Source organism: Haloarcula limicola, assembly GCF_010119205.1.
GTDB classification, from domain to species: domain Archaea; phylum Halobacteriota; class Halobacteria; order Halobacteriales; family Haloarculaceae; genus Haloarcula; species Haloarcula limicola.
On sequence record NZ_WRXM01000001.1, the window covers coordinates 1,185,630 to 1,208,740 of the forward strand.

General features: G+C 69.8%; 25 protein-coding genes. 5 read left to right on the forward strand and 20 right to left on the reverse strand.

Features of this window, described 5'->3' with window-relative positions:
• Positions 1–125 precede the first annotated feature (125 nt).
• Positions 126–1,487 (reverse strand): MFS transporter, encoded by a 1,362-nt coding sequence (locus tag GO488_RS06050; protein WP_162316885.1) that lies wholly within the window; start codon positions 1,485–1,487, stop codon positions 126–128.
• A 156-nt stretch (positions 1,488–1,643) separates the two neighbouring features.
• On the opposite strand from GO488_RS06050, the gene GO488_RS06055 reads away from it, so the two are divergent.
• Positions 1,644–1,808, forward strand: a complete 165-nt coding sequence (locus GO488_RS06055) for a hypothetical protein (RefSeq protein ID WP_162316886.1) — start codon at positions 1,644–1,646, stop codon at positions 1,806–1,808.
• Positions 1,809–1,912: 104 nt separating this feature from the next.
• Here GO488_RS06055 and psmB read toward each other — a convergent pair whose 3' ends face one another.
• The 3 genes from psmB to pth2 all read right to left on the reverse strand — a co-directional run bounded on the left by psmB (position 1,913) and on the right by pth2 (position 3,751).
• Positions 1,913–2,605 (reverse strand): archaeal proteasome endopeptidase complex subunit beta, encoded by a 693-nt coding sequence (gene psmB / locus GO488_RS06060; RefSeq protein WP_162316887.1) that lies wholly within the window; start codon positions 2,603–2,605, stop codon positions 1,913–1,915.
• Positions 2,605–3,339, reverse strand: a complete 735-nt coding sequence (gene psmA, locus GO488_RS06065; protein ID WP_162316888.1) for an archaeal proteasome endopeptidase complex subunit alpha — start codon at positions 3,337–3,339, stop codon at positions 2,605–2,607. Before psmA ends, psmB begins: the two co-directional genes overlap by 1 nt.
• A 73-nt stretch (positions 3,340–3,412) precedes the next feature.
• Entirely contained in the window at positions 3,413–3,751 is a 339-nt protein-coding gene (gene pth2 / locus GO488_RS06070) for a peptidyl-tRNA hydrolase Pth2 (RefSeq protein WP_162316889.1), read from the reverse strand.
• Positions 3,752–3,849: 98 nt separating this feature from the next.
• Between pth2 and GO488_RS06075 the strand changes: the two genes are divergently transcribed.
• From GO488_RS06075 to GO488_RS06090, 4 genes are all read left to right on the forward strand, one after another.
• Positions 3,850–4,584, forward strand: coding sequence for a YIP1 family protein (locus GO488_RS06075; RefSeq protein WP_162316890.1), 735 nt, complete (start codon positions 3,850–3,852; stop codon positions 4,582–4,584).
• Positions 4,585–4,677: 93 nt separating this feature from the next.
• Complete coding sequence (gene dcd / locus GO488_RS06080; RefSeq protein WP_162316891.1) at positions 4,678–5,265, forward strand: dCTP deaminase; 588 nt, start codon at positions 4,678–4,680, stop codon at positions 5,263–5,265.
• Between the two features lie 69 nt (positions 5,266–5,334).
• Positions 5,335–6,231 (forward strand): thiamine-phosphate synthase family protein, encoded by an 897-nt coding sequence (locus GO488_RS06085; RefSeq protein ID WP_162316892.1) that lies wholly within the window; start codon positions 5,335–5,337, stop codon positions 6,229–6,231.
• Positions 6,228–6,878: a class I SAM-dependent methyltransferase gene (locus tag GO488_RS06090; RefSeq protein ID WP_162316893.1), complete on the forward strand. Its 651-nt coding sequence runs from the start codon at positions 6,228–6,230 to the stop codon at positions 6,876–6,878. Before GO488_RS06085 ends, GO488_RS06090 begins: the two co-directional genes overlap by 4 nt.
• A 24-nt stretch (positions 6,879–6,902) precedes the next feature.
• Here GO488_RS06090 and GO488_RS06095 read toward each other — a convergent pair whose 3' ends face one another.
• From GO488_RS06095 to GO488_RS06170, 16 genes are all read right to left on the reverse strand, one after another.
• Positions 6,903–8,171, reverse strand: a complete 1,269-nt coding sequence (locus GO488_RS06095) for a glycosyltransferase family 87 protein (RefSeq protein ID WP_162316894.1) — start codon at positions 8,169–8,171, stop codon at positions 6,903–6,905.
• 88 nt (positions 8,172–8,259) lie between these two features.
• Positions 8,260–9,246: a patatin-like phospholipase family protein gene (locus GO488_RS06100; protein ID WP_162316895.1), complete on the reverse strand. Its 987-nt coding sequence runs from the start codon at positions 9,244–9,246 to the stop codon at positions 8,260–8,262.
• A gap of 65 nt (positions 9,247–9,311) precedes the next feature.
• On the reverse strand, positions 9,312–10,079 hold the full coding sequence (locus tag GO488_RS06105; RefSeq protein ID WP_162317552.1) for a DUF7001 family protein: 768 nt from the start codon (positions 10,077–10,079) through the stop codon (positions 9,312–9,314).
• 104 nt (positions 10,080–10,183) lie between these two features.
• The gene (locus tag GO488_RS06110) at positions 10,184–10,705 is read right to left on the reverse strand and encodes an HTH domain-containing protein (protein WP_162316896.1); all 522 of its coding nucleotides are present in this window, start codon (positions 10,703–10,705) and stop codon (positions 10,184–10,186) included.
• A 146-nt stretch (positions 10,706–10,851) separates the two neighbouring features.
• On the reverse strand, positions 10,852–11,538 hold the full coding sequence (locus GO488_RS06115) for a molybdenum cofactor guanylyltransferase (RefSeq protein WP_162316897.1): 687 nt from the start codon (positions 11,536–11,538) through the stop codon (positions 10,852–10,854).
• 38 nt (positions 11,539–11,576) lie between these two features.
• Positions 11,577–12,944: a P-loop NTPase gene (locus tag GO488_RS06120; protein WP_162316898.1), complete on the reverse strand. Its 1,368-nt coding sequence runs from the start codon at positions 12,942–12,944 to the stop codon at positions 11,577–11,579.
• Between the two features lies 1 nt (position 12,945).
• On the reverse strand, positions 12,946–13,782 hold the full coding sequence (locus GO488_RS06125; protein WP_162316899.1) for a HEAT repeat domain-containing protein: 837 nt from the start codon (positions 13,780–13,782) through the stop codon (positions 12,946–12,948).
• Positions 13,779–14,714: a DUF8068 family protein gene (locus tag GO488_RS06130; RefSeq protein WP_162316900.1), complete on the reverse strand. Its 936-nt coding sequence runs from the start codon at positions 14,712–14,714 to the stop codon at positions 13,779–13,781. The genes GO488_RS06125 and GO488_RS06130 overlap by 4 nt, the downstream gene beginning before the upstream one ends.
• A complete protein-coding gene (locus GO488_RS06135; RefSeq protein WP_174242483.1) occupies positions 14,711–15,427 on the reverse strand; it encodes a molecular chaperone TorD family protein in 717 nt (238 codons plus the stop codon). Before GO488_RS06135 ends, GO488_RS06130 begins: the two co-directional genes overlap by 4 nt.
• Before the next feature lies 1 nt (position 15,428).
• Positions 15,429–16,247 (reverse strand): ethylbenzene dehydrogenase-related protein, encoded by an 819-nt coding sequence (locus tag GO488_RS06140; RefSeq protein ID WP_162316902.1) that lies wholly within the window; start codon positions 16,245–16,247, stop codon positions 15,429–15,431.
• Complete coding sequence (gene narH / locus GO488_RS06145; protein WP_162316903.1) at positions 16,237–17,295, reverse strand: nitrate reductase subunit beta; 1,059 nt, start codon at positions 17,293–17,295, stop codon at positions 16,237–16,239. Before narH ends, GO488_RS06140 begins: the two co-directional genes overlap by 11 nt.
• Complete coding sequence (gene narG / locus GO488_RS06150; protein WP_162316904.1) at positions 17,292–20,183, reverse strand: nitrate reductase subunit alpha; 2,892 nt, start codon at positions 20,181–20,183, stop codon at positions 17,292–17,294. The genes narH and narG overlap by 4 nt, the downstream gene beginning before the upstream one ends.
• On the reverse strand, positions 20,180–20,374 hold the full coding sequence (locus GO488_RS06155) for a DUF8120 family protein (RefSeq protein WP_162316905.1): 195 nt from the start codon (positions 20,372–20,374) through the stop codon (positions 20,180–20,182). The genes narG and GO488_RS06155 overlap by 4 nt, the downstream gene beginning before the upstream one ends.
• Positions 20,367–21,758, reverse strand: a complete 1,392-nt coding sequence (locus tag GO488_RS06160) for a cytochrome b (protein ID WP_162316906.1) — start codon at positions 21,756–21,758, stop codon at positions 20,367–20,369. The genes GO488_RS06155 and GO488_RS06160 overlap by 8 nt, the downstream gene beginning before the upstream one ends.
• Complete coding sequence (locus tag GO488_RS06165; protein WP_162316907.1) at positions 21,758–22,441, reverse strand: QcrA and Rieske domain-containing protein; 684 nt, start codon at positions 22,439–22,441, stop codon at positions 21,758–21,760. The genes GO488_RS06160 and GO488_RS06165 overlap by 1 nt, the downstream gene beginning before the upstream one ends.
• Entirely contained in the window at positions 22,441–23,064 is a 624-nt protein-coding gene (locus GO488_RS06170) for a hypothetical protein (RefSeq protein ID WP_162316908.1), read from the reverse strand. Before GO488_RS06170 ends, GO488_RS06165 begins: the two co-directional genes overlap by 1 nt.
• Positions 23,065–23,111: the final 47 nt, after the last annotated feature.

Below are 23,111 nucleotides of genomic sequence, written 5' to 3' on the forward strand. Positions count from 1 at the left end.
AACCCCGACGACACAAGCACCGCAGACCGAAGGTCGAGGAGCGCAGCGAGTCGCGGGAGGCGACGGCACGGGGGCTTTCTGGTAGTCGAGTGGTCGTTTTCACGAGCAACAGATGCTGATTCTGCTCACGCGTACGCGTCGAACTCCTCGCCGAAGACGAGGAAGTACAGAACGCCGACGACGCCGATAGCCGTCGCCGCGCCGAAGGCCAGTTCCGGGCCGGCGGTGACGGTGACACCCGCGATCTCGACGGCCCACTCGCTGCCGTAGATCCAGCCGCCGAGCGCGGCGCTCGGGATGACGACGGTGTTGCGAATCAGGTAGTACGTCCCGGTGACGCGGCCGCCGGCGTCGCGCTCGGCCGGGCCGACGATGAGCGCCTTGTGGGCGGGCAGGCCCGCGAAGCGGAGCCCGGAGTACGCGAAGAGGGCGACCAACACCCACTGGTCGGACGGGGCGTAGATGAGCGCGAGGGGAAACAGCGCGTACACCGAAAACCCGAGCGCGACGGCGGGCTTGAGGCCGAACGCCTCGGTGAGCTTCGAGACGGGGAGCATCGAGACGATGGCGACGACCATCTCGACGCCCAGTAGGACGCCGAAGAAGGCGTCGGGCCGGAGCGAGACGCCGAAGCCCGAGAAGCCGACCGAGAGGAACTCCGTGACGACGATGACGAAGAAGACGTACACCATCCCGTTTGCGAAGCGCACCAGCGTGTCGGCGACGAGCAGGGGTCGCAGCGTCGCGGGCATGGCTCTTAGGTCGTCTATAACCTGTTTCACGCCCTCGAAGGACTTCCCTAAGGAGTCCTCGCCGGCGTCGTAGAGGACGTGCTGGGCCACCGTGGCGACGGCCCCGCAGCCGACCGCGGCGAGCAGGACCAACTGGAAGCCGCCGACGAACGTCGCCGTCGCCGCGAGCAGGCCCGCGGCGGCCAGCGGGCCGATGAGGAATCCCAGTCGTCGGAACACCTCGGTGCTGGCGAAGCCCATTGCTAACCGGTCGTCGGGGACGCTCTGCTTGACGATGGCGAAGGTCGCCCCGAGGCCGAACGACTTCCAGGCCTGCGCGAGGAAGAGGCCGACGAAGACGAGGGCCCACGCGGGCATCGTGACCGGCCCGATCGCCACGTCGCCGACGACCGAGGCGAGGTACCAGACGCCGAAGCCGACCGTCGCCAGCACGGCGAAGGCCGTCAGCGCGAGGCGCGAGCCGACGCGGTCGGAGACGGCCCCGCCGGGGTAAGGATAGACGGCGCTGATGAGGTTGCCGACGCTGCCGTAGAGACCGATGACGCTCGCGCTCGCCCCGAGGAGGCGCATGTACTCGGGCACGTAGCGGCTGGTCATCTGGAAGGCCAGCGAGAACGCCAGCATCGACAGCGAGAGCACCAGCACGTCCCGCTCTAAGGCGAAGAACTGCCGGAACGCCGAGAGCAGGTCGACGTCGGCGTCGCCGTCTCCGTCGCGACCGCGGTCCGTAGCCATCGGTCGAAGCCAGAAGCGGAACCCACGTATAGCCACGGATTCCGGAGGGTAGAGAGCTATTGTGGGCTACGTCGACCTACGGAGACGAGACTCGGCTGCGGATTAGCGCGCACATAACCAGAAAGGCCCGAACCGTCCCTCGAAGCGAGAGCACCAGTGAGCGAACACGATTCCGAATCCGAGAACGGGGAACGGCACGAGCCCAGCCGGCAGGGGCGACCGGACGAGGTGGAGATACGGGAGTTCGGCGGCCGCACCGTCGCCTACCTCCCGGACGCCGACGACGCCTGGATCTGCGGCTGGGTCGAGGTGCCGCGGTAGGTCGGCGGTCCGCGCAGCGTCGGCACTCGCACAGCGCCGAGCAGTGTCGGACGGCGGCGAAATGCGCGGAAAAAACGACGGAAAGCGAGCGGTTCGGGGCCGAGTCAGGCCGCCGAGTCGTAGTCGTCGAAGCGGTCGATGCCGACGCCGTCGCCGGTGATCTCGGCGATGACGACGCCGTTGCCGGAGCCGGTGTCGCGCTCGGCGGCGGCCTCGACGGCGCGGATGGCCAGTTCGCGGGCGTCTTCGAGGCTCATCTCGGGGTCGTACTCGCCCTCGATGGTCCCCGTGGCGACCATCGTCCCCGAGCCGGTGACGGTGTAGTCGTCCTGCAGGACGCCGCCGGCCGGGTCGATGCTGTAGACGTGGCTGCCCTCCGCGTCGACCCCGCCGAGGATGGGGTTGATGGCGAAGAACGGGCCGCCGCGGGCGAAGTTACCCGCGAGCGTCGCCAGCGCGTGGATCGAGAGCGGCTCGTTCCGGCGGACCTCGTAGAGGTTCGCCTCCGAGCGCAGCGAGCGGATGAACGACTGCGCGCCGCCGACGCTGCCGACCAGCGTGAGCGCGGCCGTCGGGTGGATCTGCTCGACCTTCTGGACGTTCTTGTTCGAGACGAACCGGCCGCCGAGCGAGGCGCGCCGGTCCGTGGCGATGATGACGCCGTCGTCGGTGCTGATGCCGACGGTGGTGGTCCCCGTCTTGGTGACGTTCTCCTCGTCGCGGCCCTCGTCGTCGTTCGGGAGGGTCCCGACTTCGGGTTCGTAGGCGTCGGTCAGGCGGTTCTCGGGGTCGTACATCAGTTCTCACCTCCGAGTTCGAACTCGTCGAGGCGCGCCGAGACCTCGTCCTCGTCGAGCTTGCCGAACTGCTTGCTCTCGACGTCGATGGTGGCGATGTCCACGCCCGAGGCGTCCAGCCCGTCGTCGTTGACCGATTCGAGGGCGCGGAGCGCCAGTTCGACGCCGCCCTCTAGGTCCATCTCCTCGGTGTACTCGTCCTCGAGGAAGTTCTGGATCTCCTCTCGGGACCCGCCGATGGCGACGGCCTGCCACTCGTAGGGCGTCCCCGAGGGGTCCGTCTCGAACAGGCGGGGCTCGCCGTCCTTGATGCCGCCGACCAGCAGGGCGACCCCGAACGGCCGCGCGCCGCCCGTCTGGGTGTACTGCTGGATGTAGTCGGTGACTTCCTTCGTCAGCGACTCGACGCTCGCGGGTTCGTCGTAGCGCAGCCGGTTGACCTGCGCCTGCCGGCGGGCCACGTCGATGAGCTGGCGGGCGTCGGCGACGTGGCCGGCGCTCGCGACGCCGACGTGGTCGTCGATCTCGTGAATCTTCTCGATGCTGTCGCGCTCGATGAGCGGCGAGCGGGCGTGGCGGTCGGCCGCCAGCACGACGCCGTCCGCGGTGCGGACGCCGACGCTTGCCGTGCCGCGCTTGACTGCCTCACGAGCGTACTCCACTTGGTACAGGCGACCGTCCGGCGAGAAGATGGTGATCCCGCGGTCGTACGCCTGCTGATCGTTTCCTTGCATTGTGTGTTACTCTCTGTTATTCACCTGAGGTTAGGTCTTTTGGTATATAACCGTATCGGCGCGTTCGCCGCCCTCAGTACAGCGAACAGTCGCCGGTGACGCGGTCCACCAGGTCGTCGTCGGCGGGGCCGACCGCCAGTGCAGTGACCGTCCCCGGTTCCAGCTGCGTGTGGCCGGCGTCCCTGATGATGGCATGCGGCAGGCCCTCGCGCTCCGCGGCGTCGGCGAGTTCGAACAGCTCGGACTCGCCGGTCGCCTCGAGGACGACTTTCTTCTGACCCTCGCCCTTCCAGGCTTTGCGGGCCTTCCGGCCGGCGTCCTCGTACGCCGACAGCGACGCGTGGGCGACCTGAGCGGCGAGTTTCCCCTCGCTCATCCCGATGTCCGCCCGCGCGACGATGGCCTGCTTCATACCCACATATGACGACCCCGACTTAAACCCCCGTCGGAGTACCCGCCCGGTTGCACGTACCACAGGGCACTTACCGCACGGGTGAGCATTCGTCGGGGATGCCCTCCACAGTTCGAACTTTCCTGGCCCGCCCGGGCGCGTTCTTCGAGTCGCGCGTCGACCGCTTGAACGGCTTCCGAGGGGGCGCGCTCGCCCTCCTGTTCAGCGTCGTCGCGACGGTGATCCTCGGCGGCGTTCTCAGGCGTTTCACCGCGATGTTCACCGGGACGACGACCGTCGACAACCCGTCGTATCCGGGCGACATGATCTGCGAGGACGGCGCGTTCGCGGAGATGAACATGACGGTGACGACGAGCGGCTGTGACCTGCCGAAGCGAAAGTCGGTCGAGATCAGCTCGCTCCTCTGGGACGAGGTGGCCGGCGTCGTCCCGTGGCTCGTCGTCGGCTTCGTCGTCGTCTGGTTCGTCTTGGCCGTTGCACTCCACGTCGGCGCGTGGCTCGGCGGCGGCACCGGCCGGTTCGGGCAGACGCTCGAAGTGGCGGCGTGGGGCTTCCTGCCGACGCTCGTCACGTCGGTGGTCGGCGGCGCGGCGCTGCTGTTCTTCGCCAGTCGCACGGATCTCTCGGCGAGTTCGCCCGAGGCGCTCCTCCCGGCCATCCGATCGCTGCAGTCCGGCGTCTCCGGGCTCACGCTCCTCCTGATTCAACTGCTCGGAGCGACGTGGCAGGCGTACGTCTGGGCCGCCGGCCTCCGGGTCGTCCACGAAGTCAGCCGGCGAGCGGCCGTCGCCGTCGCCGTGCTGGTCGCGTTGGTTCCCGTGTTGCTGTCGTAAGGGGGGCCGTCTGTCGAGAGGACGCCGCGTCCCCCGTTCACCGTTCGATACGAGACGGGACGCTTTAGGCACCCGGCGTCACTACCTCGGGTAATGATACTCTCGGACGCCGACATCGAGCGCCGCCTCCGCGAGGGCGACCTCGTGGTCGAACCGCTCGACGACCCCGACATCCAGATCCAACCGGCCAGCGTCGACCTCCGACTGGGCCGAGAGTTCCTGGAGTTCCAGCACGCCAACATCCCCTGTATCCACCCCAACGCCGAGGCCGAGGTCGCCGACTACGTCGAGGAGACCGAGATCGACGAGGACGGCGAGTACATCCTCCATCCCGGCGACTTCGTGCTGGGGACGACCCACGAGCGCGTCGAGATCCCCGACGACCTCATCGCCCACGTCGAGGGCCGGTCGTCGCTCGGCCGTCTTGCGATTGTGGTGCATGCAACTGCCGGACTCTGCGACCCCGGATACGAGGGTCAGATAACCCTCGAACTCTCCAACCTCGGCACTGCCCCCGTCGCGCTCACGCCCGGCATGCGAATCTCCCAGCTCACCTTTACCGAACTGAAGAACCCCGCCGAGCGCCCCTACGGCTCCGAGCGCGGGTCGAAGTATCAGGGCCAGCGGGGGCCGCAAGCGTCGAAGATACAGGGGGACCGCGAGTTCGGAGGCGACCAATGAGGACCGAAGCCAGCGGCTTCGTGTCCGAGTCTCGGCTACGAGCGAGTGAGGTCGGAGGCGACCAGTAGCATGCGCTTCGTCGAGGAGATCGTCGTCGAGGAGTTCCTGCCGACGTTCCGCTCGATGCTGGCCGAGTCGCTCCGCGAGCGGGGGCTGACCCAGTCGGAGGTGGCGGCACTGCTCGGTATCAGCCAGAGCGCCGTCTCGAAGTACGTCCACGGCGACGTCGAGCGCAACGAGCGACTGCTCGACCACCGAGGGATGACCGAACTCGTCGAGCGACTGGCCGAGGGACTGGCCGACGGTGAGATGAGCCCGGTGCAGGCGCTCGTCGAGGCGGAGGTGTTCGTCCGCGAACTCGAACACGGCGGCCTGCTCGCGGCGCTCCACGAGGAGGCGGTGCCGGAGCTCGCCGAGTACGGCGGCGAGTTCGCGGTCCACGACCCCGACTCGACGCTCCGAGCGGCCGAGCGGACCCTCTCGTCGGTCCGGCAGGGCCTGCGCGTCTTAGAGAACACCAGCGGCTTCGCCACGCTCATCCCCGCCGTCGGATCGAACCTCGTGCAGGCGCTCCCCGACGGGACCGCCATCGAGGACGTGGCGGCGGTGCCGGGCCGACTGCTGGACGTGAAGGGCCGAACGACCATCCCCGCCGAGCCGGAGTACGGCGTCAGCGAACACGTCGCCGGCGTGTTGCTGGCCGCGCGGGCCGCCGGGAGCGACGCGCTCGCGGCGCTGAACGTCGGCTACGACCCCGAGCTCGTCGAGGCGCTCGAGGCCGCGGGCCACACCGCCGTCGAGTTCGACGCGGAGACCGACGTCGAGGCGGCCATCGACGAGGCGCTGGCCGGTTCGCCCGACGCCGACGTCATCTACCAGACCGGTGGCGTGGGCGTCGAACCGGTGATCTATCTGCTGGGCGAGGACGCCGTGGCCGTCGCCGAGCGGGCGCGGGACCTGCTGTGAGCGACACGCGGGAGTTCTACGGGCGGTGGGCCGACCTCTACGACCGGCTGGCGAGCCTGCCGTTCGCCCGGTCGTGGCGGGAACGGGCCGCCGACTCGCTCGCCCTCTCGCCGGGCGACACCGTCGTCGAGATGGGATGTGGCACCGGCGCGAACGTCCCCATCCTCCGTCGGCGGGTCGGTCCCGAGGGCCGGGTCGTCGGCCTCGACCTGACGCGAGAGATGATCGAGCGCGCACGCGGCCAGCCGGAAAGAGCGGGCGCGGGCGTCCACTACCTGCTCGGCGACGCGACCCGACCGCCGGTCCAGGGAGCCGACGCCGCGCTGGCGACGTTCGTCGCGGGCATCTTCGCGGACCCCGCAGCGGCCGTCGACGCGTGGTGTGACAGCGTCCGACCGGGCGGCCGGGTCGCCCTGCTGAACTTTCAGCGGAGCGACAGCCCGCTCGCCGCGCCGCTCGATGTCGCCTTCGAGGGATTCGTCAGGCTCTCCGCGCCCGGCGCTCGCCTCTCCCGGCAGTCGCACGCGAGCGCGTTCGAGCGGCAGGTCGCGGCCGCCCGCGACCGCCTCACGGAGCGCACCGTCGACCGGCGCTACGAGACGTTCGGCGGCGGTTTCCTGGGACTGGTCTCCGGGCGGGTGGAGTAGTCAACGGTCGGCCGCGCCGGTCAGTCAGCGGTCGGTCGTATCGGTTCTGCGGAGGGTGTCCGGTATCGCCAGTCCGCCGGTCTCCATTCGGTAGACGACGCAACCGAGCAGCGTCAGGAGACAGCCGTACAGCACGGGCGTCCCGACCGCGAACACCGGGCGGAGCGTCGCCGCGACGGCGTCGGCCGTCGCCGGGGAAAACGGCGCGAGACCGAGCACCTGCGGAACGGTTCTGAAGGACAGCGAGACGTTGGCGAGGACGGTGCCGGCGACGAACAGTCGTCGGCCCCACCCGCGCGGGAGGTGATACAGCAGGGCGACGAGCGGGAACGTCAGGTAGACGTAGTAGAGCAACAGCGACGGGAAGAACAGCAGCATCGCCGTGACGGTGGCGTACAGCGCGACGAGGCGGTCGGTGACGCCGCGGACCCGCCAGTAGCAGAGGGCGACGACGGGCGCGAGCAGGGCCGCCGCGCCGACCGCGTACCACGTCGGGTCGACCGCCGGGAAGGCGACCGACAGCGGCCGCCGGAGCGTGACGTAGCTGATCCCGGGGTCTAATCCGCCGACGAAGGCGTCGGTGTCTCGGCGGGCGAGCAGGACGTCGAAGGCGTAGGTCCGGTAGGTGTCGAGGCCGAACGCCGCGAGTCCCGCGATCGTGAGAGCGCTCGCGGCGGCGACGGCGGCCGCGATCGCCCGCCACGCGCGCTCGCGGAGGAGCCAGAGGCCGATGGCCGCCGGGAACACTTTGACGAAGGCGGGCAGCGCCAGCGCCGTGCCCGCGAGCCGCTCCCGGTCGCGTTCGAGCCAGACCAGTCCGGCGGCGAAGGCGGCGACCAGCAGGTGGTTCACCTGCCCGTAGGCCAGCGACGGGACCGAGTGGACGGAGACGAGGAGGTACGTCCCGAGCAGGAGTCGGTCGGCGGTCGGGATGCGGTGACCGAGCGACTCGATGTATCCGACGAGCAGATGCGTCAGCACGGCGGTGACCACGAGCGAGGCGAGCGTCACGACGGCGTAGCCGACGGGCCACGGTCCCAGCCACGCCAGCGGGACAAACGCGAGCACCGTCACCGGCGGATAGAGGTAGTGGAAGTTCTCGGGGGAGGCCGCGGCGTAGAAGTCGCCGCCGGCCAGCGCCGTCCGCGCGGCCACGTCGTAGACGCGGTAGTTCAGCCCGACTTTGACCGGGCGGGCGAGGACGTAGTACGCCCCGAGCGCGACGCCGAGGAGGAGGGCGGTGCCGAGCGCGAGCCAGACGTCGCGGCGGGTGCGAGAGAGCGAATCGGACATGGGTGGAGGTAGGGGACGAGTCGTCGGAGTACCCGATACTCCAGCCACCGGCCGCTTCAACGCGTCGGTCGCCGTCCGCCGCGGTCCGTCACTCGCTCGCTTTCGAATCGAGGAATTCGCTCGCCGTCGCGCGGCCGCGCTCGAAGAGGTCCTCGATGAACGACGGCGAGCGGTCGAACCGCGAGGAGAGGGGGAGGTCGGCGTCGAGCCTGAGCTGTTCGACCGCGACGCGCTTGTAGCGCTCGCCGTCGAGCCGGCCCTCGGCGACCCACTCGTTGATCCGGTCGATGAAGGCCAGTTCCTTCTCCAGCGCGAGGTTGCCCGAGAGCTCGTTCTGTCGGTCCGCGATGGCCCGCAGCGAGCTGGGCACTTCCTCGCGGCGTTCGGGCGCGACCCGGAGGACCCAGACCTCGTCGGGTTTGCGGTCGGCGTCCTCGACGCCGGAGAGGAAGTTCGTCACCGGCGGGTTCTGGGCGAACATGCCGTCCCAGTACGGGCTGCCGTCGATCTCGACCGCCTCGAACAGCAGCGGGACCGCGGCGGAGGCCAGCAGCGCGTCGGCGGTCACGTCCCCGTCGGCGAAGATGCGCGCGTCGCCGCCGGTCACGTCGACGGCGCTGACGAGCAGTCGCGGGCTCGGGCCGGCCGCCAGTTCGGGGATACGGTCGAAGTCGACCACGGACTCGATCGACCGGCGGAGGTCGCGCCGGGCGATCTCGGACGCCGGCGAGAGGTACGGGCTCACGTCGGGCACCGGGACGCCGCCGTTGTCGAGCGCGATCGTCCATCTGGCCGCCTCGTTGACGGCCCGGTCCAGCGGGGTCCGCGCCGCCACGTCGGACCAGAGCGCTTCGAGGCGGTCGGCGGCCCCGTCCGGTCCGTCTTCGAGCAGGCCGTACCACGCCGTCGTCGCACAGAGCGCGCCGCCGGAGGTGCCGCTGAAGCCGATTATCTCGTACTCCTCCGGGAGGTCGACGAGCAGGGTCTGGAGGGTACCGGCACAGAACGCGCTGTGTGAGCCGCCGCCCTGACAGGCCAGCGCCACCGTCGTCGCGTCGCTACGGTCAGGAACCATCTCTGTCGGTGAGTGACCCGCTCGGTACGTAAACGGCGACCATGATTGCTAAACGAGCGCGCCGGTCACGCCGGCGGCCGATACCGCTTGGCGTGACGCGAACAGAACTCGGTCCCTCGCAACTGCGCGCCGACGACGGCGGGTTGGCGGTGGGCGTTGTGGAGGCGACAGCCCCCGTCGTCGCAGAACGCCTCGCCCGTCGAGAGGTAGTGATACGCCTGCAGGACGTACCCTTTCAGCGCGTCGGTCGTCCGCGGATCGTCGGCGACGAGGAACTCCCCCTCGACCTGTTCTTCGAGGACCTCGCGGGGCGGGGCGTCGCCGGACAGCAACGCGTGTCGCTGTTGTTCCCTGTAGTAGCTCTCGGGTTTCGCCGGCGCTTCGTACAGCCCCGGCACCGACACCAGCGCCGGTTGCCCGAGGACGTTCACGCGCTTGTGCCACCGGCCGTCGTGATCGCCCCACGTCCCCACGACGCGGTCCAGCAGCGGGACGTGGAGGTGCGAGAGCGATCGCTCGTCGGCGGGAATCCGTCGGTGGAGCGACCGCTGGAGCGCCTGCCCGTCGTAGATGACGCCGCCCGCCCGTTCAGGGTGTTCGATAGCCCGTTCCTCGTAGCGGACCACGCCTAACATGGTGTTGCCGGTCTCGGAGTCGTACGGGTCCAGCACGCGCACGCCGGCCAGTTCCTCGGGGAGGTCACCGTCCGCGTGGCGGGAGAGAAATCTGTCGCGGACCGCCACCCCGGCGTCGATCCGCTCCGACAGCCACGCCGCGATGGCGTCGGCGTCCGCCTCGGTCGTCGGGGCGCGATAGAGCGAGACCTGCTTGATCATATCTGAGAGTGGTACCACCGAGATATACCAGTTGCGGAGCCGCGGAGTTCCCCTTCGTCGCATGACCTCTGAGCGTCCCACACCTGGAGCGATAGCCCGGATTACGGCGTCCCCCCTTCGGACACCTCGATCATCTCTCCTTCGTCGGCGTCGGGGAGCGGCGTCGAGTCGCGTTCGAGCGCGTCTAAGAACTCCCCGATGGTCCACGTCCGCTCGCCGTCGGCACAGGGGTAGACGCCGACGAGTTCGCCGTCCTCGTAGGCGGCGGCCAGCATCATCGGCGTCGTCAATACCTCCTTGCTCCCGCCGACCAGTAGCGACGCCGTCCGCGTCTCGAAGGGCGGGCGAAGCGTCAGCCCGTGCTCCGCTGCCCACTCCTCGAAGTCGTCGACCGTGTCGAGCAGCTCGCTGTGGTTGGTCCGCCCGGAAACGACGATCTCCTCGGGCCACGTCGTCACCGAGAAGTCGTCGATCACCTCCGCGGTTCGGAGGCTACTCAGGCGGTCGATGACCGTCGCCCGCGGACCGCAGACCGGGCGTCGGGTCCACAGGTCGACCGTCAGCCCGACCGACGCGGGTAGTTCGGTACGGTTTCCGTCCGTTCGTCTTCTTTCGTTCGACATTGATTGTCAATCACAACCATATCTCGGCTAAAGGGACATAATCGTTTGTATGAATATGATATTAGTTGACATTCATAAACTAGTCTGATTAAATACGAGCCGAGCGTCGGCTGTCCGCCGCGTCGGAGCGCGTCATCGAGCCCACCTCACCGCTCGCCGGCGAGATCGACCCGGAGCGAGCGGAGGGCGTCCTTCGTGTTCACGTTCAGGACCGACCGAGCGGCGTCGAGGCCCGGCGGAGCGTCCGCGGCGGCCACCGAGCGGCAGTTCGGAAGCGCCGACAACAGCGCCCGGAGCCCGGCGGCGGCGGGGAGGTCGGCGAGTGCGGCCGTCACCGCGTCCCTCCGATAGAGGGCGTGCAACGGCTCGGGTCCGTCGTCGGTTTCGAGACAGACTGCGTCGTCGCCCTCGGCCCGTTCGCCGCCGAGCCACCGGACGACGTCGACCGAGACGAGCGGCATGTCACAGCCGCAGGCGAACAGCCACGCCTCGTCGGCGGCCCTCGCCGCGGCCGCGAGCCCGGCGACCGGTCCCTCGAAGTCGGAACTGTCGTAGACGTACGTCACGTCTCGGCCGTCGAGTACCGCGTCGTATTGCGACCGCTGTGCCTCGTCGTGGACGGCGACGAGCGGTGGCGCGCCGGTGGCGGCTTCGAGGGCGGTCACTGCGCGTTCGAGCAGCGTCGTCCCGTCGAGCGTCGCCAGCGCCTTGTTCTCGCTGCCGAACCGCCTGCTCCGCCCGCCCGCGAGGACGACGCCCCGAACGCCGTCGAGCGTTGCGGAAGCACCGCTCCCGGTCGCTGTTCCGGCGTTCGAATCGGCGCGGTCGGTCACACGCGGTCCGAGGAGCGGCCGGCCCAAAACTCACTCGCTCACGGCCGGACCGTACGTACGATCCACGTCTCGGGGTTCTGCTGTCTCACCTCGAAGCGCTCCAGCGACTCGACCCCCTCGCCGGCGACGTCGAGCAGGTACTCGCGGACGGCCGCCGGATTGCGGTCGCTCACGACGTGGAACTCCGTGCCCGAGTCGAGCGCCTCGAACCCCGCTCGGACCCGCTCGTGACGGTCCGCCGGCGCGACGCCCCTGAGGTCCACCGCGCGGTCGGGCACGTCCACGTCCCAGATGTCGGCGAGCCGCTCTCGCACCGCGTCACCGAGTTCCCGAGCGTGAGACGGGACGCCGTCGGCGGCGGGCCTCGGCGTCCCCTGCATCTCGCCGTCGAACGGGATGTCCGCGAGCAGTGGGGCGTCGAGGGCGTCGATCGGGTCCTCGCCGTCGAAGAGGTCGTGAACCTCTCCGCAGCCCTCACAGACGAACTCGCCCATGTTCGAGACGACGCCGAGCACCGGGACGTCGTTCTCGCGGAACAGCTGAATCGAGCGGTGGGTGTCCGAGACGGCGGCGTGGAACGGCGTGGTCACGAAGACGACGCCGTCGACGGGCACCTCCTGCAGCGTCGTCAGCGCGATGTCGCCCGTCCCAGGCGGCAAGTCGAGGACGACGGTGTCCGGATCGTCCCACGCCGTCTCCTCGAACAGCTCCGAGAGCGCGTCGTGGGCCATCGCGCCGCGCCACGCCAGCGGCGCGCTGGAGGACATGAGCCCGACGCTCATCACGTCCAGCCCGTCGGCGTCGACGGGAATCGGGTTGCCGTCCTCGTCGGAGTGGACCGGCCCGCTGACCGACAGCAACTCCGGAACGTTCGGTCCGTGGATGTCGGCGTCGAAGAGGCCCACGTCGTCGCCGTCGGCGGCCAGCGCGCAGGCCAGGTTCGCGGCGACGGTCGTCTTCCCGACGCCGCCCTTCGCGCTCGCCACGGCGACGACGCGGTCGGCGGTGGTGATCCCCGCCTCCCGGCCCTCGACGTCCGGCGTGGGATCGACGTGTTCGACGTGGGCGCGCTGGACGCCCTCTACGTCCGAGAGGGCTCGGACCATCGTCGCTGTGACCGCCTCCGCCTCCCGCGGCGGGAAGTCGCCGAGGTCCGCCTCGACGGTCACGTCGCCGTCGGCGACGCGGACGTCCTCGATCAGCCCCGCCTCGAAGACGGTGACGTCGGCCTCCGGGTCCCGGACCTGCCTGAGCGCCGCCTCGACGGCGTCCGACAGATCGGTACCCGCGTTCGGTTCGTCGGCGTCAGGCCGGTCGACAGTCTCGTCGTTCGTCGGTCGGTCGTCGGTCGATTCCTCCGCGGCCGGTCCGTCTCCGCGTTCGTTCGTCGATGGGTCCTGTGACATGTCAGAGGTCGGGTCGTCGGTTCAGTCGGCTCTCGCCGGGGCGTTGCGCGCTGTCCTGTTCGGTGCCGCCGGTGAACTGTCGCCGGAACTTGCCGGGGTCGGCCTCCAGCGACCGGGCGGCCGTGCTCCGGACGACCGCCGGTTCGGCGTCGTCGCTCGCCAGTTCGGTGAGCCGGGCCTCGGCGCGGTCGTCGTCGACGCCGGCCAGCAGGTGCGCGGCCCACTCTCGAACCCGCTCGCTCTCGTCGCGTGACTGTTCGAGCAGGATATCGAGCGTGTCCTCGCCGCGGAGCTTAAACAGCGAGACGGCGGCGTTCCGGCGGACAGCGTGGTGGTCGTCTTCCAGGGCCGCCTCGATGTGGGACTCGAAGGCTTCCCTGTCGATGCGGTCCAGCGCGACGAGCGCCTCCGCGCGCACCCACGGGTTCTCGTCGCCGAGCGTCTCGACGGCGGCGACGCCGGCCCGCTCGCCGCCGAGGTTCCCGAGCGACTCGACGGCGAACTGCCGCACGTCGGCGTCGTCGTCGGTCAGCCCGACGCCGACGAGCGCGTCCAGCAGCCCCTCGCTCGCGGATTCCTCGCCGAGCGCGAGCGCGACGCGGCGGCGCTCGACGACGTCCCCCTCCGCGAGGGCCCGGATCTTCTCCTCGACGGAGTCGTCGGCGACCGGGCGGATGTCGGTCGCCTGTAGCTCCCGGGGCGTCGCCTCGCCGATGGTGACGTCCCGGTCCACCTCGATGTCTTCGAGGCCGTCGGGGTCGACGCCGAACCCCGGGCTCTCCTCCGGGTGGACGCGCGGGTCGGTCGGGCCGTCGGTCGCCTCCTCCTCGTCTCTCATGCCGACCCCTCCGCGGTCGCGGCGGCCGGGTCCGGACGCTCGAAGGCCTCGCGGTCGAGCACCGCCAGCGTCGCGCCGACCAGCACCGCCATCGCCCGCGGGAGCGTGGCCGGGACGCCCGCCAACAGGAGCAGCGACGCGCCGACCGCGAGCGAGGGCGAGAGCGCGTCCCGTCGAACGCCCGTGACGGCGGCCGCGACCGCGCCGGCGACGGCGAGCGCGACGAGGACGTGCGGGACGCCGACGACGGCGAAACCGGTCACGAGCGCGCTGCCGACGACGTAGGGCTTCGCACCGCTCGCGAGGGCGACGGCGGCGAATCCGACGCCGCCGGCCGCCGCGCCAGCGCGGTCGACCGCCGTCCCCAGCGGGAGGACGGCGAGACTCCCCAGCGCGAGCGCCGCGCCGAGCGCGCGGAATCCGCCGTCGACGACGCCGACGCCGCTCCCGAGCGAGACGGCGACGGCGGCGACGAGGCCGGCGGCGACGATCCACCGCGGCCAGTCGTCCCGGGACGCGGGGACGCCGAGCGTCCCGAGCAGCGCCAGCCCGCCGCCGACGGTGACGGCGGCGACGGCCGGCAGCGTCGCGGCGTCGCTCAGGACGGCCATCGGCCCGAAGACGCCCGCGAACAGCAACCCGACGCGGGCGGGTGCCGCGGTGGCGGCGAGCGCGCACGCCACCAGCGCGAGCGCCAGGACGAGCGGCGTGCCGAGCGCGACGCCCGCCCGGATCGTCGGTCCGAACGTCACCGGGTCGAACGGGACGTTGTGGAGGACGTGAACGGCGGTCCGAAGCGCGACCGCCGCCAGCGCGACGGCACCCGCCGCGCGGACGGCCCGGTGGCGCTCGCCCGCGAGCGCCGAAGCGATCCGCGCCGGGGAAAACGCCGAATCGCCGTTCGGGTTCGCTCGCCGCGTCTCACTGCTCACGCGCCATCACCCCCCTCGCGCCGGGCGGCCAAGTCTTCGACGTCCGCCGCCGTGAAGCGGTCGAGGAAGTCGGCGAGCCGGCCGAACAGCCCCGTTCCGGGTTCGGTTCCCATCGCGTCGGCGATGCCCTCCGAGATGACTCGGAGATGCCGGTCGTGGAAGTCGAGGCGGGCGGCGGCCACGCCCGGGTCGACGGCGGCCTCGCGCCGGCAGAGGTAGCCCGCGAACTCCAGTTGCAGGCGGAGGTGGTCGTGGTTGCGCCGGACCTCCTCGTCGACCTGACAGCCGAAGTGCTCGTAGGCTCGCGCCAGGTCGAGGTTGACGTCGTTCCAGGAGACCTCCGGACGATAATCCGATTCGTACAGCGAGACCGGCGGCCCCTCGTTGGCGACGGTCCCGTCGGTCTTGTCGACGACTTCCGAGTAGCCGACGACGAACAGGTCGTTGAACCGCGCCGACAGCGTGTCGTGGTCGTCCTCGACCGCACAATCCGGCGGGGCCACGTCGAGCCCCGAGCGATCGACGAGGCGCTCGAACTCCGCCGTCACCGCGCCGCGCTCCAAGTCGCGATACAGCTCCTCGTCCGGTTGCGCGAAGAGGGTCGCGAGGAGGGCGTAGACGCCGCCGCGAGCGGCCGGTTCGACGGCGACGCCCTCGGGCGGTCGTCGCTCGTCAGTCTCCGCCGGCGATCGGTCGGAATCGGGGGTCGCCACGTCAGTCACCCCCCGTTCGGCGGACGCCCTGAACCGTCACGAGCGTCGTGACGACGATGCCGATGCCGGCGATCGCCCAGAGGATGGCCTCGTAGGGCGGTCCCTCGGGGCCGGGGCCGAGCGCGAGGTAGTACCACTGGCTCGTGGACTTCTGGCCCGACCGCTCCATGTTCGACCCGTTCCACGCCGCGAAGGCCACGTCCACGTCCCGGTCGCTCGGGACGGTCGTCCGGTTCTCGCCGGGGGCCGACAGCGAGCGCGAGAAGACGACCTCCCAGCGGCCGTCGGTGTGGGTGTAGTTCGTCGCCACGGTGCCGTTGCGGAACTGTGTGGTCGACCCGGGTCCGCCGGCCAGCAGTTCCTGGGTCTGCCCGGAGCCGCTCCAGTACCAGACGTTGACCGTGTTGTCCGTCCCGCCCATGGCGATTGGCGGCCGCTCCGCCGGGTCCGTCGGCAGCTGGACGGCCACGGCGTCGGCGAACTCCCGGACGCTCGCCGCGGACGTGTCGTTCGTCGGGTCCGCCCACTCGACTTGGAGGTAGAGGCGGTCGTCGGTCCGCGCGGCCGAGACTTGGATCTGCTCGACGGTCGTGTTGTCCGCCGAGGGGACGGCCGCGCCGGCGCTGCTCATCGGGACCGTCACCGGCGGTGCCCGCCCCCACTCCTCGCCGTCCACCCTGTCGAGGGAGTCGCCGTCGGTCGCGTAGTGCACCGGGATCTCGAAGGCCGGCCGGGCGTCGACGGTCATCGGAGCCACGACCGTCGCGGCGAGCAACCCGACGGCGAGCAGCCCCGCCAGCCGGAGTTCCCTACCCGTCATCGAAGACCTCCAGCCGGTACTGGTCGGCGGTGTCGGTCGTGGTCAGCATCTCCATCAGTTCGCTCTCCTCGCCGCGTTCGACCCGGTTCCGCTCGCGTTCGATGGTGTTCAACGCCTCGTTGACCGCCGGCCCGAACAGCTCTTCGAGGTAGTTCCGGGGGATGCGTTCGGCGTCCAGCGACTCGCCCGCGTCGGAGTGCTGGGGCGGGGCGAACGGCGGGATGTAGTAGACGTTCGGCTCGGTGCGGTACTCGGGGTGCAGTCGGACCGCCGCCTCGTACTCGTTGACGAGCTTGTGGATCGGTCCCTCCTCGTCGTCGAGGAAGCCGACCATCCGGAGCTGCGGCGGACAGTCCGCCGCACAGGAGGGCGGCTTCACCTCGCCGTCCGGCCCCTCGCCCTCGATGCGGGGGTAACAGAAGATGCACTTCTCGGAGGTCTTCTTCATCGCGTTGTAGTACACCTTCTTGTACGGACAGCCCTCGACGCAGTAGCGGTAGCCCCGACAGCGGTCCTGGTCTACGAGGACGATGCCGTCCTCCTCGCGCTTATAGAGCGCCGACCGGGGGCAGGCCTCGACGCAGGAGGGGTGCGTGCAGTGGTTACAGATGCGCGGGAGGTAGAAGTAGTAGGAGTTGGGGTACTCGCCGGCCCCCTCGTCCTCCTCCCAGTTCGGTCCCCACTCGGCGTTGTCCATTGGCCGCAGCGGTTCGTCGCTCCCCTCGAACATCACCTGCTCGTGATTGAACTCCCACGGCCGGCCGTAGTCCTCCTCGCTGGGGAGGTCTCCGGGGCTCCGTTCGGTGTGTTCGTCGGACTCCCACCCGCCGCCCATCTCCTCCCAGTCGCGCGGGTAGCCGGGGCCGGGCTTGGTCTCGACGTTGTTCCAGTACATGTACTCGCGGCCGCCGCCGTCGGTCCAGTTGGTCTTACAGGCAATCGTGCAGGTCTGACAGCCGATGCACTTGTTCAGGTCCATCACCATCGCGACCTGGTGGTCGATCCCCTCCGCGAGGTCGACGGCGTCGCCCTCGTCGGTCTGGCTCATCGGCTCTCACCTCCGTCGGCCTCGCCGTCGCCGATTCTCTCCACTTCGACGCGGACGTCGCTGTTGACGCCGGTCGGTCCCCAGTAGTTGGGCTTGAAGTAGAGGTGTTCGCCGGTGTCTTCGGGGTACTGGACGAGCTGGGTGGGTTTCATGTACAGGGGCACGAGTGAGTTGAAGTTGTTCCGGTCGGGGAACTGGAACCGCTCCCAGGCGAAGTACATCCGGGCTGTTCCGGGTTCGCCGCTCGGGTACCGTTTCGCCTGGATCTCCACCTCCCCGAGGTCGTTGTAGATGCGGACGGTGTCGCCGTCCTCGATACCGCGCTCTTCCATGTCGTCCGGGTTCAGGTGGACGACCGGTTCGCCCCGCTGGAGTCGGAGCATCTTCTCGCTGTCCCGCCACGTCGAGTGGATGGACCACCGGCCGTGCGGCGTCGCGTAGTTGAGCGGGTACTCCGACTTGTCCTGGAGCGTCGGCGAGCGCTTGTACGTCGGCAGTTCCTCGTCCATCTCCAGGAACCAGTCGTGGTCGATGTAGTACTGCTGGCGGCCGGTGAAGGTCGGCCAGGGCTGCTTGTCCTGGACGTAGCGCTGCCACGGCGTGTAGGCCTCTCCCTCCGCTAAGTCCGAGGTCCAGTGGTCGCCGACGGCGAGGACGCGCCGCGGCTGCTCGTCGATGTCCTCGAAGGTTATCCGCTCGTCGGTGCCCTCGGGGTTGGTCTCCTCGGAGTGTTTGAGGATGAACTCGCAGGCCGCCCTGTCCTCGCCGAGGGCGTCGTCCTCGCCGCTCTCCCGGTCCCGGAGGAAGTCCTCGTGGATCGACTGGAGGTCGATCTCGCGGTCGAACTCCCTGTCCGCGACCGGCGGGGCGTCCCGCTCGCGGGCGACCTCCTGTATCTTCGCGGCCAGTTCGCGGAATATCTGCCAGTCGGTCTTGGCCTCGCCCAGCGGCTCGACGGCGGGGGTGAACGGATGCACGTACGAGTGCATGTCCGTCATCGACAGGTCGTACTTCTCGTAGTGGCTGGCCGTCGGGAGGACGATGTCGCTGTACAGCGCCGAGGAGTCCATCCGGAAGTTGACGTCGACGATCAGGTCGAGTTTCGGCCACAGCCGCTCCTCGATGGCGACGTTGCCCTTGGCCTGGTTGAAGTAGTTGCCCCGCCACATGAACAGGACGCTCGGGTCGGGCCTGTTACCCTCGTCCCGCTCGGCGGGGTACACCGGCATCCAGTCCTCGTCGATGGCCGTCTGTACGCGCTGTCGGGTCTGCCGGTCCGCGTTGTCGAGCACGTCGCAGTGGTAGTACGTCCACAGCGTCGTGGGCACGCTCCGGCCCGGGACCGGGTTACTGAGTTTGTTCCAGCCCTCGTGGGTCCAGATCTTCTCCTGGCCGACGTAGTGGTCGAGGCCGGTGCCCTGCCGACCGATGTGGCCGGTGAGGGTGACGAGCAACTGGATGGCGCGGTTGCCCAGGTCGTTGTGGTACCAGTCGTTGACGCCCTTGCCGTGGATTATCTTCCCGCGCTCGGCCTCGGCGAACTCGCGGGCGATCTCCTGGTGGGTCTCCCGGCCGACCTCGGTCTCCTCCCGGACGTACTCGGGCGTGTAGTTCGACAGTTCGTCCCGGAGGTTGTTCCACACCGACCGCACCGAGACGGTCCCCGAGTCGGTCGTCCGGACGCTCGTCTCGACGGCCAGTTGCGGGTCGAAGTCCAGTTCGATGCTCGCCGTCTCGTCGTGCTGGCCGTCGCGCGCGCCGAGGGACCCCGGCGCGGCCCGCAAGTTCCCGTCGGCGTCCCGCATCACGAACACCTGGTCGGGGCGGTCGGCGTCGACGCGCAACCCGGCGACCTCGCTGGCCCGGAGGAACTTCTCCGTGTCCTCCCGAACGAGCAGCGGCATGTCGCTCTGCTCCTTGAGGTGGGCCTCGTCGTAGAGGCCCTCGTCGACGATGGTCCGCGCCATACCGAGGGCGAGCGCCGTGTCGCTGCCGGGGTCAGGCCCCAGCCACTCGTCGCAGTGGATAGCGGTCTGAGAGTAGTCGGTGAAGACGCCGACGCGCTTCGTGCCGTTGTAGGCGGCTTCGAGGAAGTACTTCGCGTCGGGGATACGCGTGACGTTGACGTTCGACCCCCACGCGATGATGTAGTCGGCGTTGTACCAGTCGGCGCTCTCGGCGTTGTCCGTCTGGGTTCCCCAGGTGATCGGCTGGCCGGGCGGCAGGTCGGAGTACCAGTCGTAGAAGGAGTGAGAGACGCCGCCGAGCAGCGACATCAGGCGGCTGCCGGAGGCGAAGGAGATCGGGCTCATCGCGGGGATGGGAGTGAACCCGCTGATGGCGTCGTAGCGCTCGTCCTGCACGGTGTCGACGACCTCCTCGGCGATCTCGGTCAGCGCCTCGTCCCACGAGATTCGCTTCCACTTGCCCTCGCCGCGCTGGCCGGTCCGCCTGAGCGGGTGGAGCACGCGGTGGTCCGCGTTGACGTAGTCCGAGTAACACGCTCCCTTCTGACAGCCCCGCGGGTTCGGGTCCGGGAGGCTCTCGTCGAACTGGGGGTAGTCGGCGGCCTGCTCCTCGCGCCAGACCTGTCCGTTGCGGACGTACACCTCCCACGAGCAGCTGCCGGTGCAGTTGACGCTGTGGGTGGAACGGGCCGTCGAGTCCCAGTCCCACTGCTCGCGGTAGAGGTCCTCCCAGTCGCGGTAGGGGTACGAGCCGATGGGGTCGTCGACGACCTCCAGGCCGTCCATCGCGAAGCGGTCGTCCGCGAGGCCGATGCCGGTCGCGCCGACGGCCGCGGCCGCGCCGAGGCCCTTCAGGAAGTTCCGTCGTCCGGTGCTGAAATCGTCGGGTGTCGTGTCGTCCGTCTCCTGTTGGTTGCTCATTGTGAGATGAATACGGTAGCGAGTCCGCACGCGACGCCGAGCGTCGCGAAGAGGAGACCGGTCGTCGTGCCGCCGCCGGCCTCCAGTCCGGCGGCGATCAGCGCGACGCCGGCGAGTTTCGTCGTCCGGTCCAACCAGCGATACTGCCGCGCGGAGAGCGCGAGTCCGCCCGAGGCGCGCCCGTCAGTCATCGTCTCCCTCCCCGCTCGTCGCCGATTCGGGTCGGTCCGCCGGCCCCGACCCCGTCGGCCGCTCGGGGTCGCCGCCGGGGGCGTCGCCCCGGAGCGCCGCGTAGGTTATCGCCCCCGCGGCGAGCGGTCCCAGGACGAGCGCCGCGATGAGATACGGCTTGATGGCGTCGGTCGTCGTCCCGGCGATCTCCGCGACGATGACGTCCATCCCGGCGATGGAGGCGAGCATGATGAACACCACGCCCGCGACGCCGCAGGCCGTCTGCCACGGGCGAGCGAGCGGGCTCGCCGAGAAGTGGCGCTGCTCGCTCTCGTAGTCGATGAAGGGCCAGAGGGCCACCACCGCGAAGACGATGCCGGGGAGGACGAGGCCGCCGATGAACTCCGAGCTGACGTGGACGCCCAGCACGTCGAAGCTCAGCCACGAGGGGACGAGCTTCAGGAAGCCGTAGCCCCACATCAGGAACCAGTCGGGCATGATGAGCGACGGCGTCGTCGCCGGGTCGTTGGGACCGTACTCGGCGATGTTGTGCACCGGCAGGAACCCCGCCAGCAGCGACAGCGTCGCCAGCGTGAGGAAGAAGACGACGGCGCTGACCGCCGTCTGGTTCGGCACGGCCGGCAGGCCGACGACGACGCTCCCGTCGTCCCGCTCGACTCGCTCCCGGCCGGGGACCGCCTCGTCGCGCTCGGCCTCGGTGTGTTTCTGCCGTATCAGTATCGCCATGTGGACGCCGATCAGCCCCGCGATGGCCAGCGGCAGGACGAAGACGTGCAGGAAGAACAGCCGCGGGATCGTCGCGCTGGAGGGGAACGACCCGCCGAAGACCAGGTGCGCGAGCGTCTCGCCGATCAGCGGCACCGACAGCGCGACGTTGTAGCCGATGCCGACGGCGGTGCTGGCGAACTCGTCGAAGGGGAGCGCGTAGCCGGTGTAGGCCGCGAACATCGAGAGGCCGGCCAGCCCCGTGCCGACGAGCCAGTTCGGCTCGCGCGGGTTCCGGTAGGCCCCGGTGAAGAACACCCGGAGCATGTGCAGCGCCATCGAGGCGACGAAGAGGTGGGCCGCCCAGTGGTGCATCCGCCGGAGCAACATCCCGAAGGGCACGTCGTAGGTGATATTCAGGACGCTGGCGAAGGCCGCCGGCAGCTCCTCGCCCTGGAACTGCGCGACGCTGCCCTCGTACTCGACGGCGGTCGTGCTCGGCTCGAAGAAGAAGCCGAGGAACGTCCCGGTGAGGACGAGTATCCCGAAGCAGAACAGCGCGACCTCACCCAGCAGGAACGAGTCCTCGGCGGGGAAGGCCTTCCCGAGGAACGACTGTGCGCCCTCGGCGTCGAGTCGGTCGTCGACCCAGTCGTAGAGGCGCTCGCTGCGACTCATCACTCGCCCCCGGGGCCGACCGGCCCCTCGAAGTCGCCCGTGGCGACCAGATACCCGTCGCTCGACAGCGTTATCGGGAGCTGCGGGAGCGCCCGCGGCGGCGGCCCGCCGACGACCGTCGCCCCCGAGAGCGCGTCGAACCGGCCGGAGTGACAGGGACAGACCAGCGTCGTACCGTCCCGATCCGCTACCATACAGCCGGCGTGGGTGCACACCTTCGAGAAGGCGGCGTACCCGCCGACGGTGAACTCCGCCCGCGTCTCGCCGCCGTACTCCCTCTCCTCGAACCGCACGAGCAGCGTCGGCGCGCGCTGGATACCCGGATGGCTCGCCGGGAACACGGTCAACTGCTCGCCCGGCGCGAGGCGGTCCTCGGCGATCTGCTCGCCCTCGGCGTCCACGAGCGCCACGCCGTCGGAGTACACCGGGCCGGTGTACTGCCGCTCGAAGACCTGCGTCAGGCTGGCGAGCGGCGCGGCGAGGCTCCCCAGCGCCGTCAGGCCGCCGATGGTCGCGAGCACCTTGGCGTAGTCCCGCCGCTCCATCTCGCCGCGGGCGTCCCGCCAGAACGCCTGATAGATGCTCGGTTCGTCGGCGTCGTCAGCGCCCTCCACACAGCAGTCGGTCGCCTCGCGCTCCGCTCCGCCGGGGTACTCCCGGCCGAAGAGGTCGTCGTCGGCCATCAGTGCTCCCTCCGCTCGGCGACCTCGACGTGGGGCATGAACCAGGCGTAGTACGAGACGGTCAGCCCGGTCAGGGACATGAACATGCCGAAGGCGTAGACGCCGAAGTACTGCGTCCGGGCCAGCGTGAGGTACTCCCCGGTGAACAGCGCGGCGAACGTGATGGCGAGCACCGTCAGGCCGCCCATCGCGACCAGCCCTTCGATGGCGTCGCTCGGCGGGTGATACTCGGTTATCCAGCGGTCGTCCGTCTCTAACCACGGGAACGTCGAGACGCCGCCGGACCGAGCGTCAGAAGCGGTGTCGCTCCCGCCACTGACGGTCCCGCCGTCGGCGACCGCGGCGTCGACGTCGGCGTCGGGCCTCGCCGCCTCGTTCATGAACCGGTGGAAGAAGGCGAGTACGCCGACGAGGGCGAACAGCGCCACCCAGACGACGACGCCCACCTGACTGGGCGAGAGTTTGTTCGGCGTCTCCACGAACCCTTCGAGGGGTCGTATCTCGTTGACGCTCTGGTCGATCTCGATCTCCTCGGAGGGCGGTTCGCCGTGCAGCGCGACGAACCACATCGGGAGCAGGACCGCCAGGAGCACCAGGACGATGAGTATCGTTCTCAGTTGCATTGGATACAGGTCGAATCAGTTCGCTATCGGTACCACCGCTCGGACGC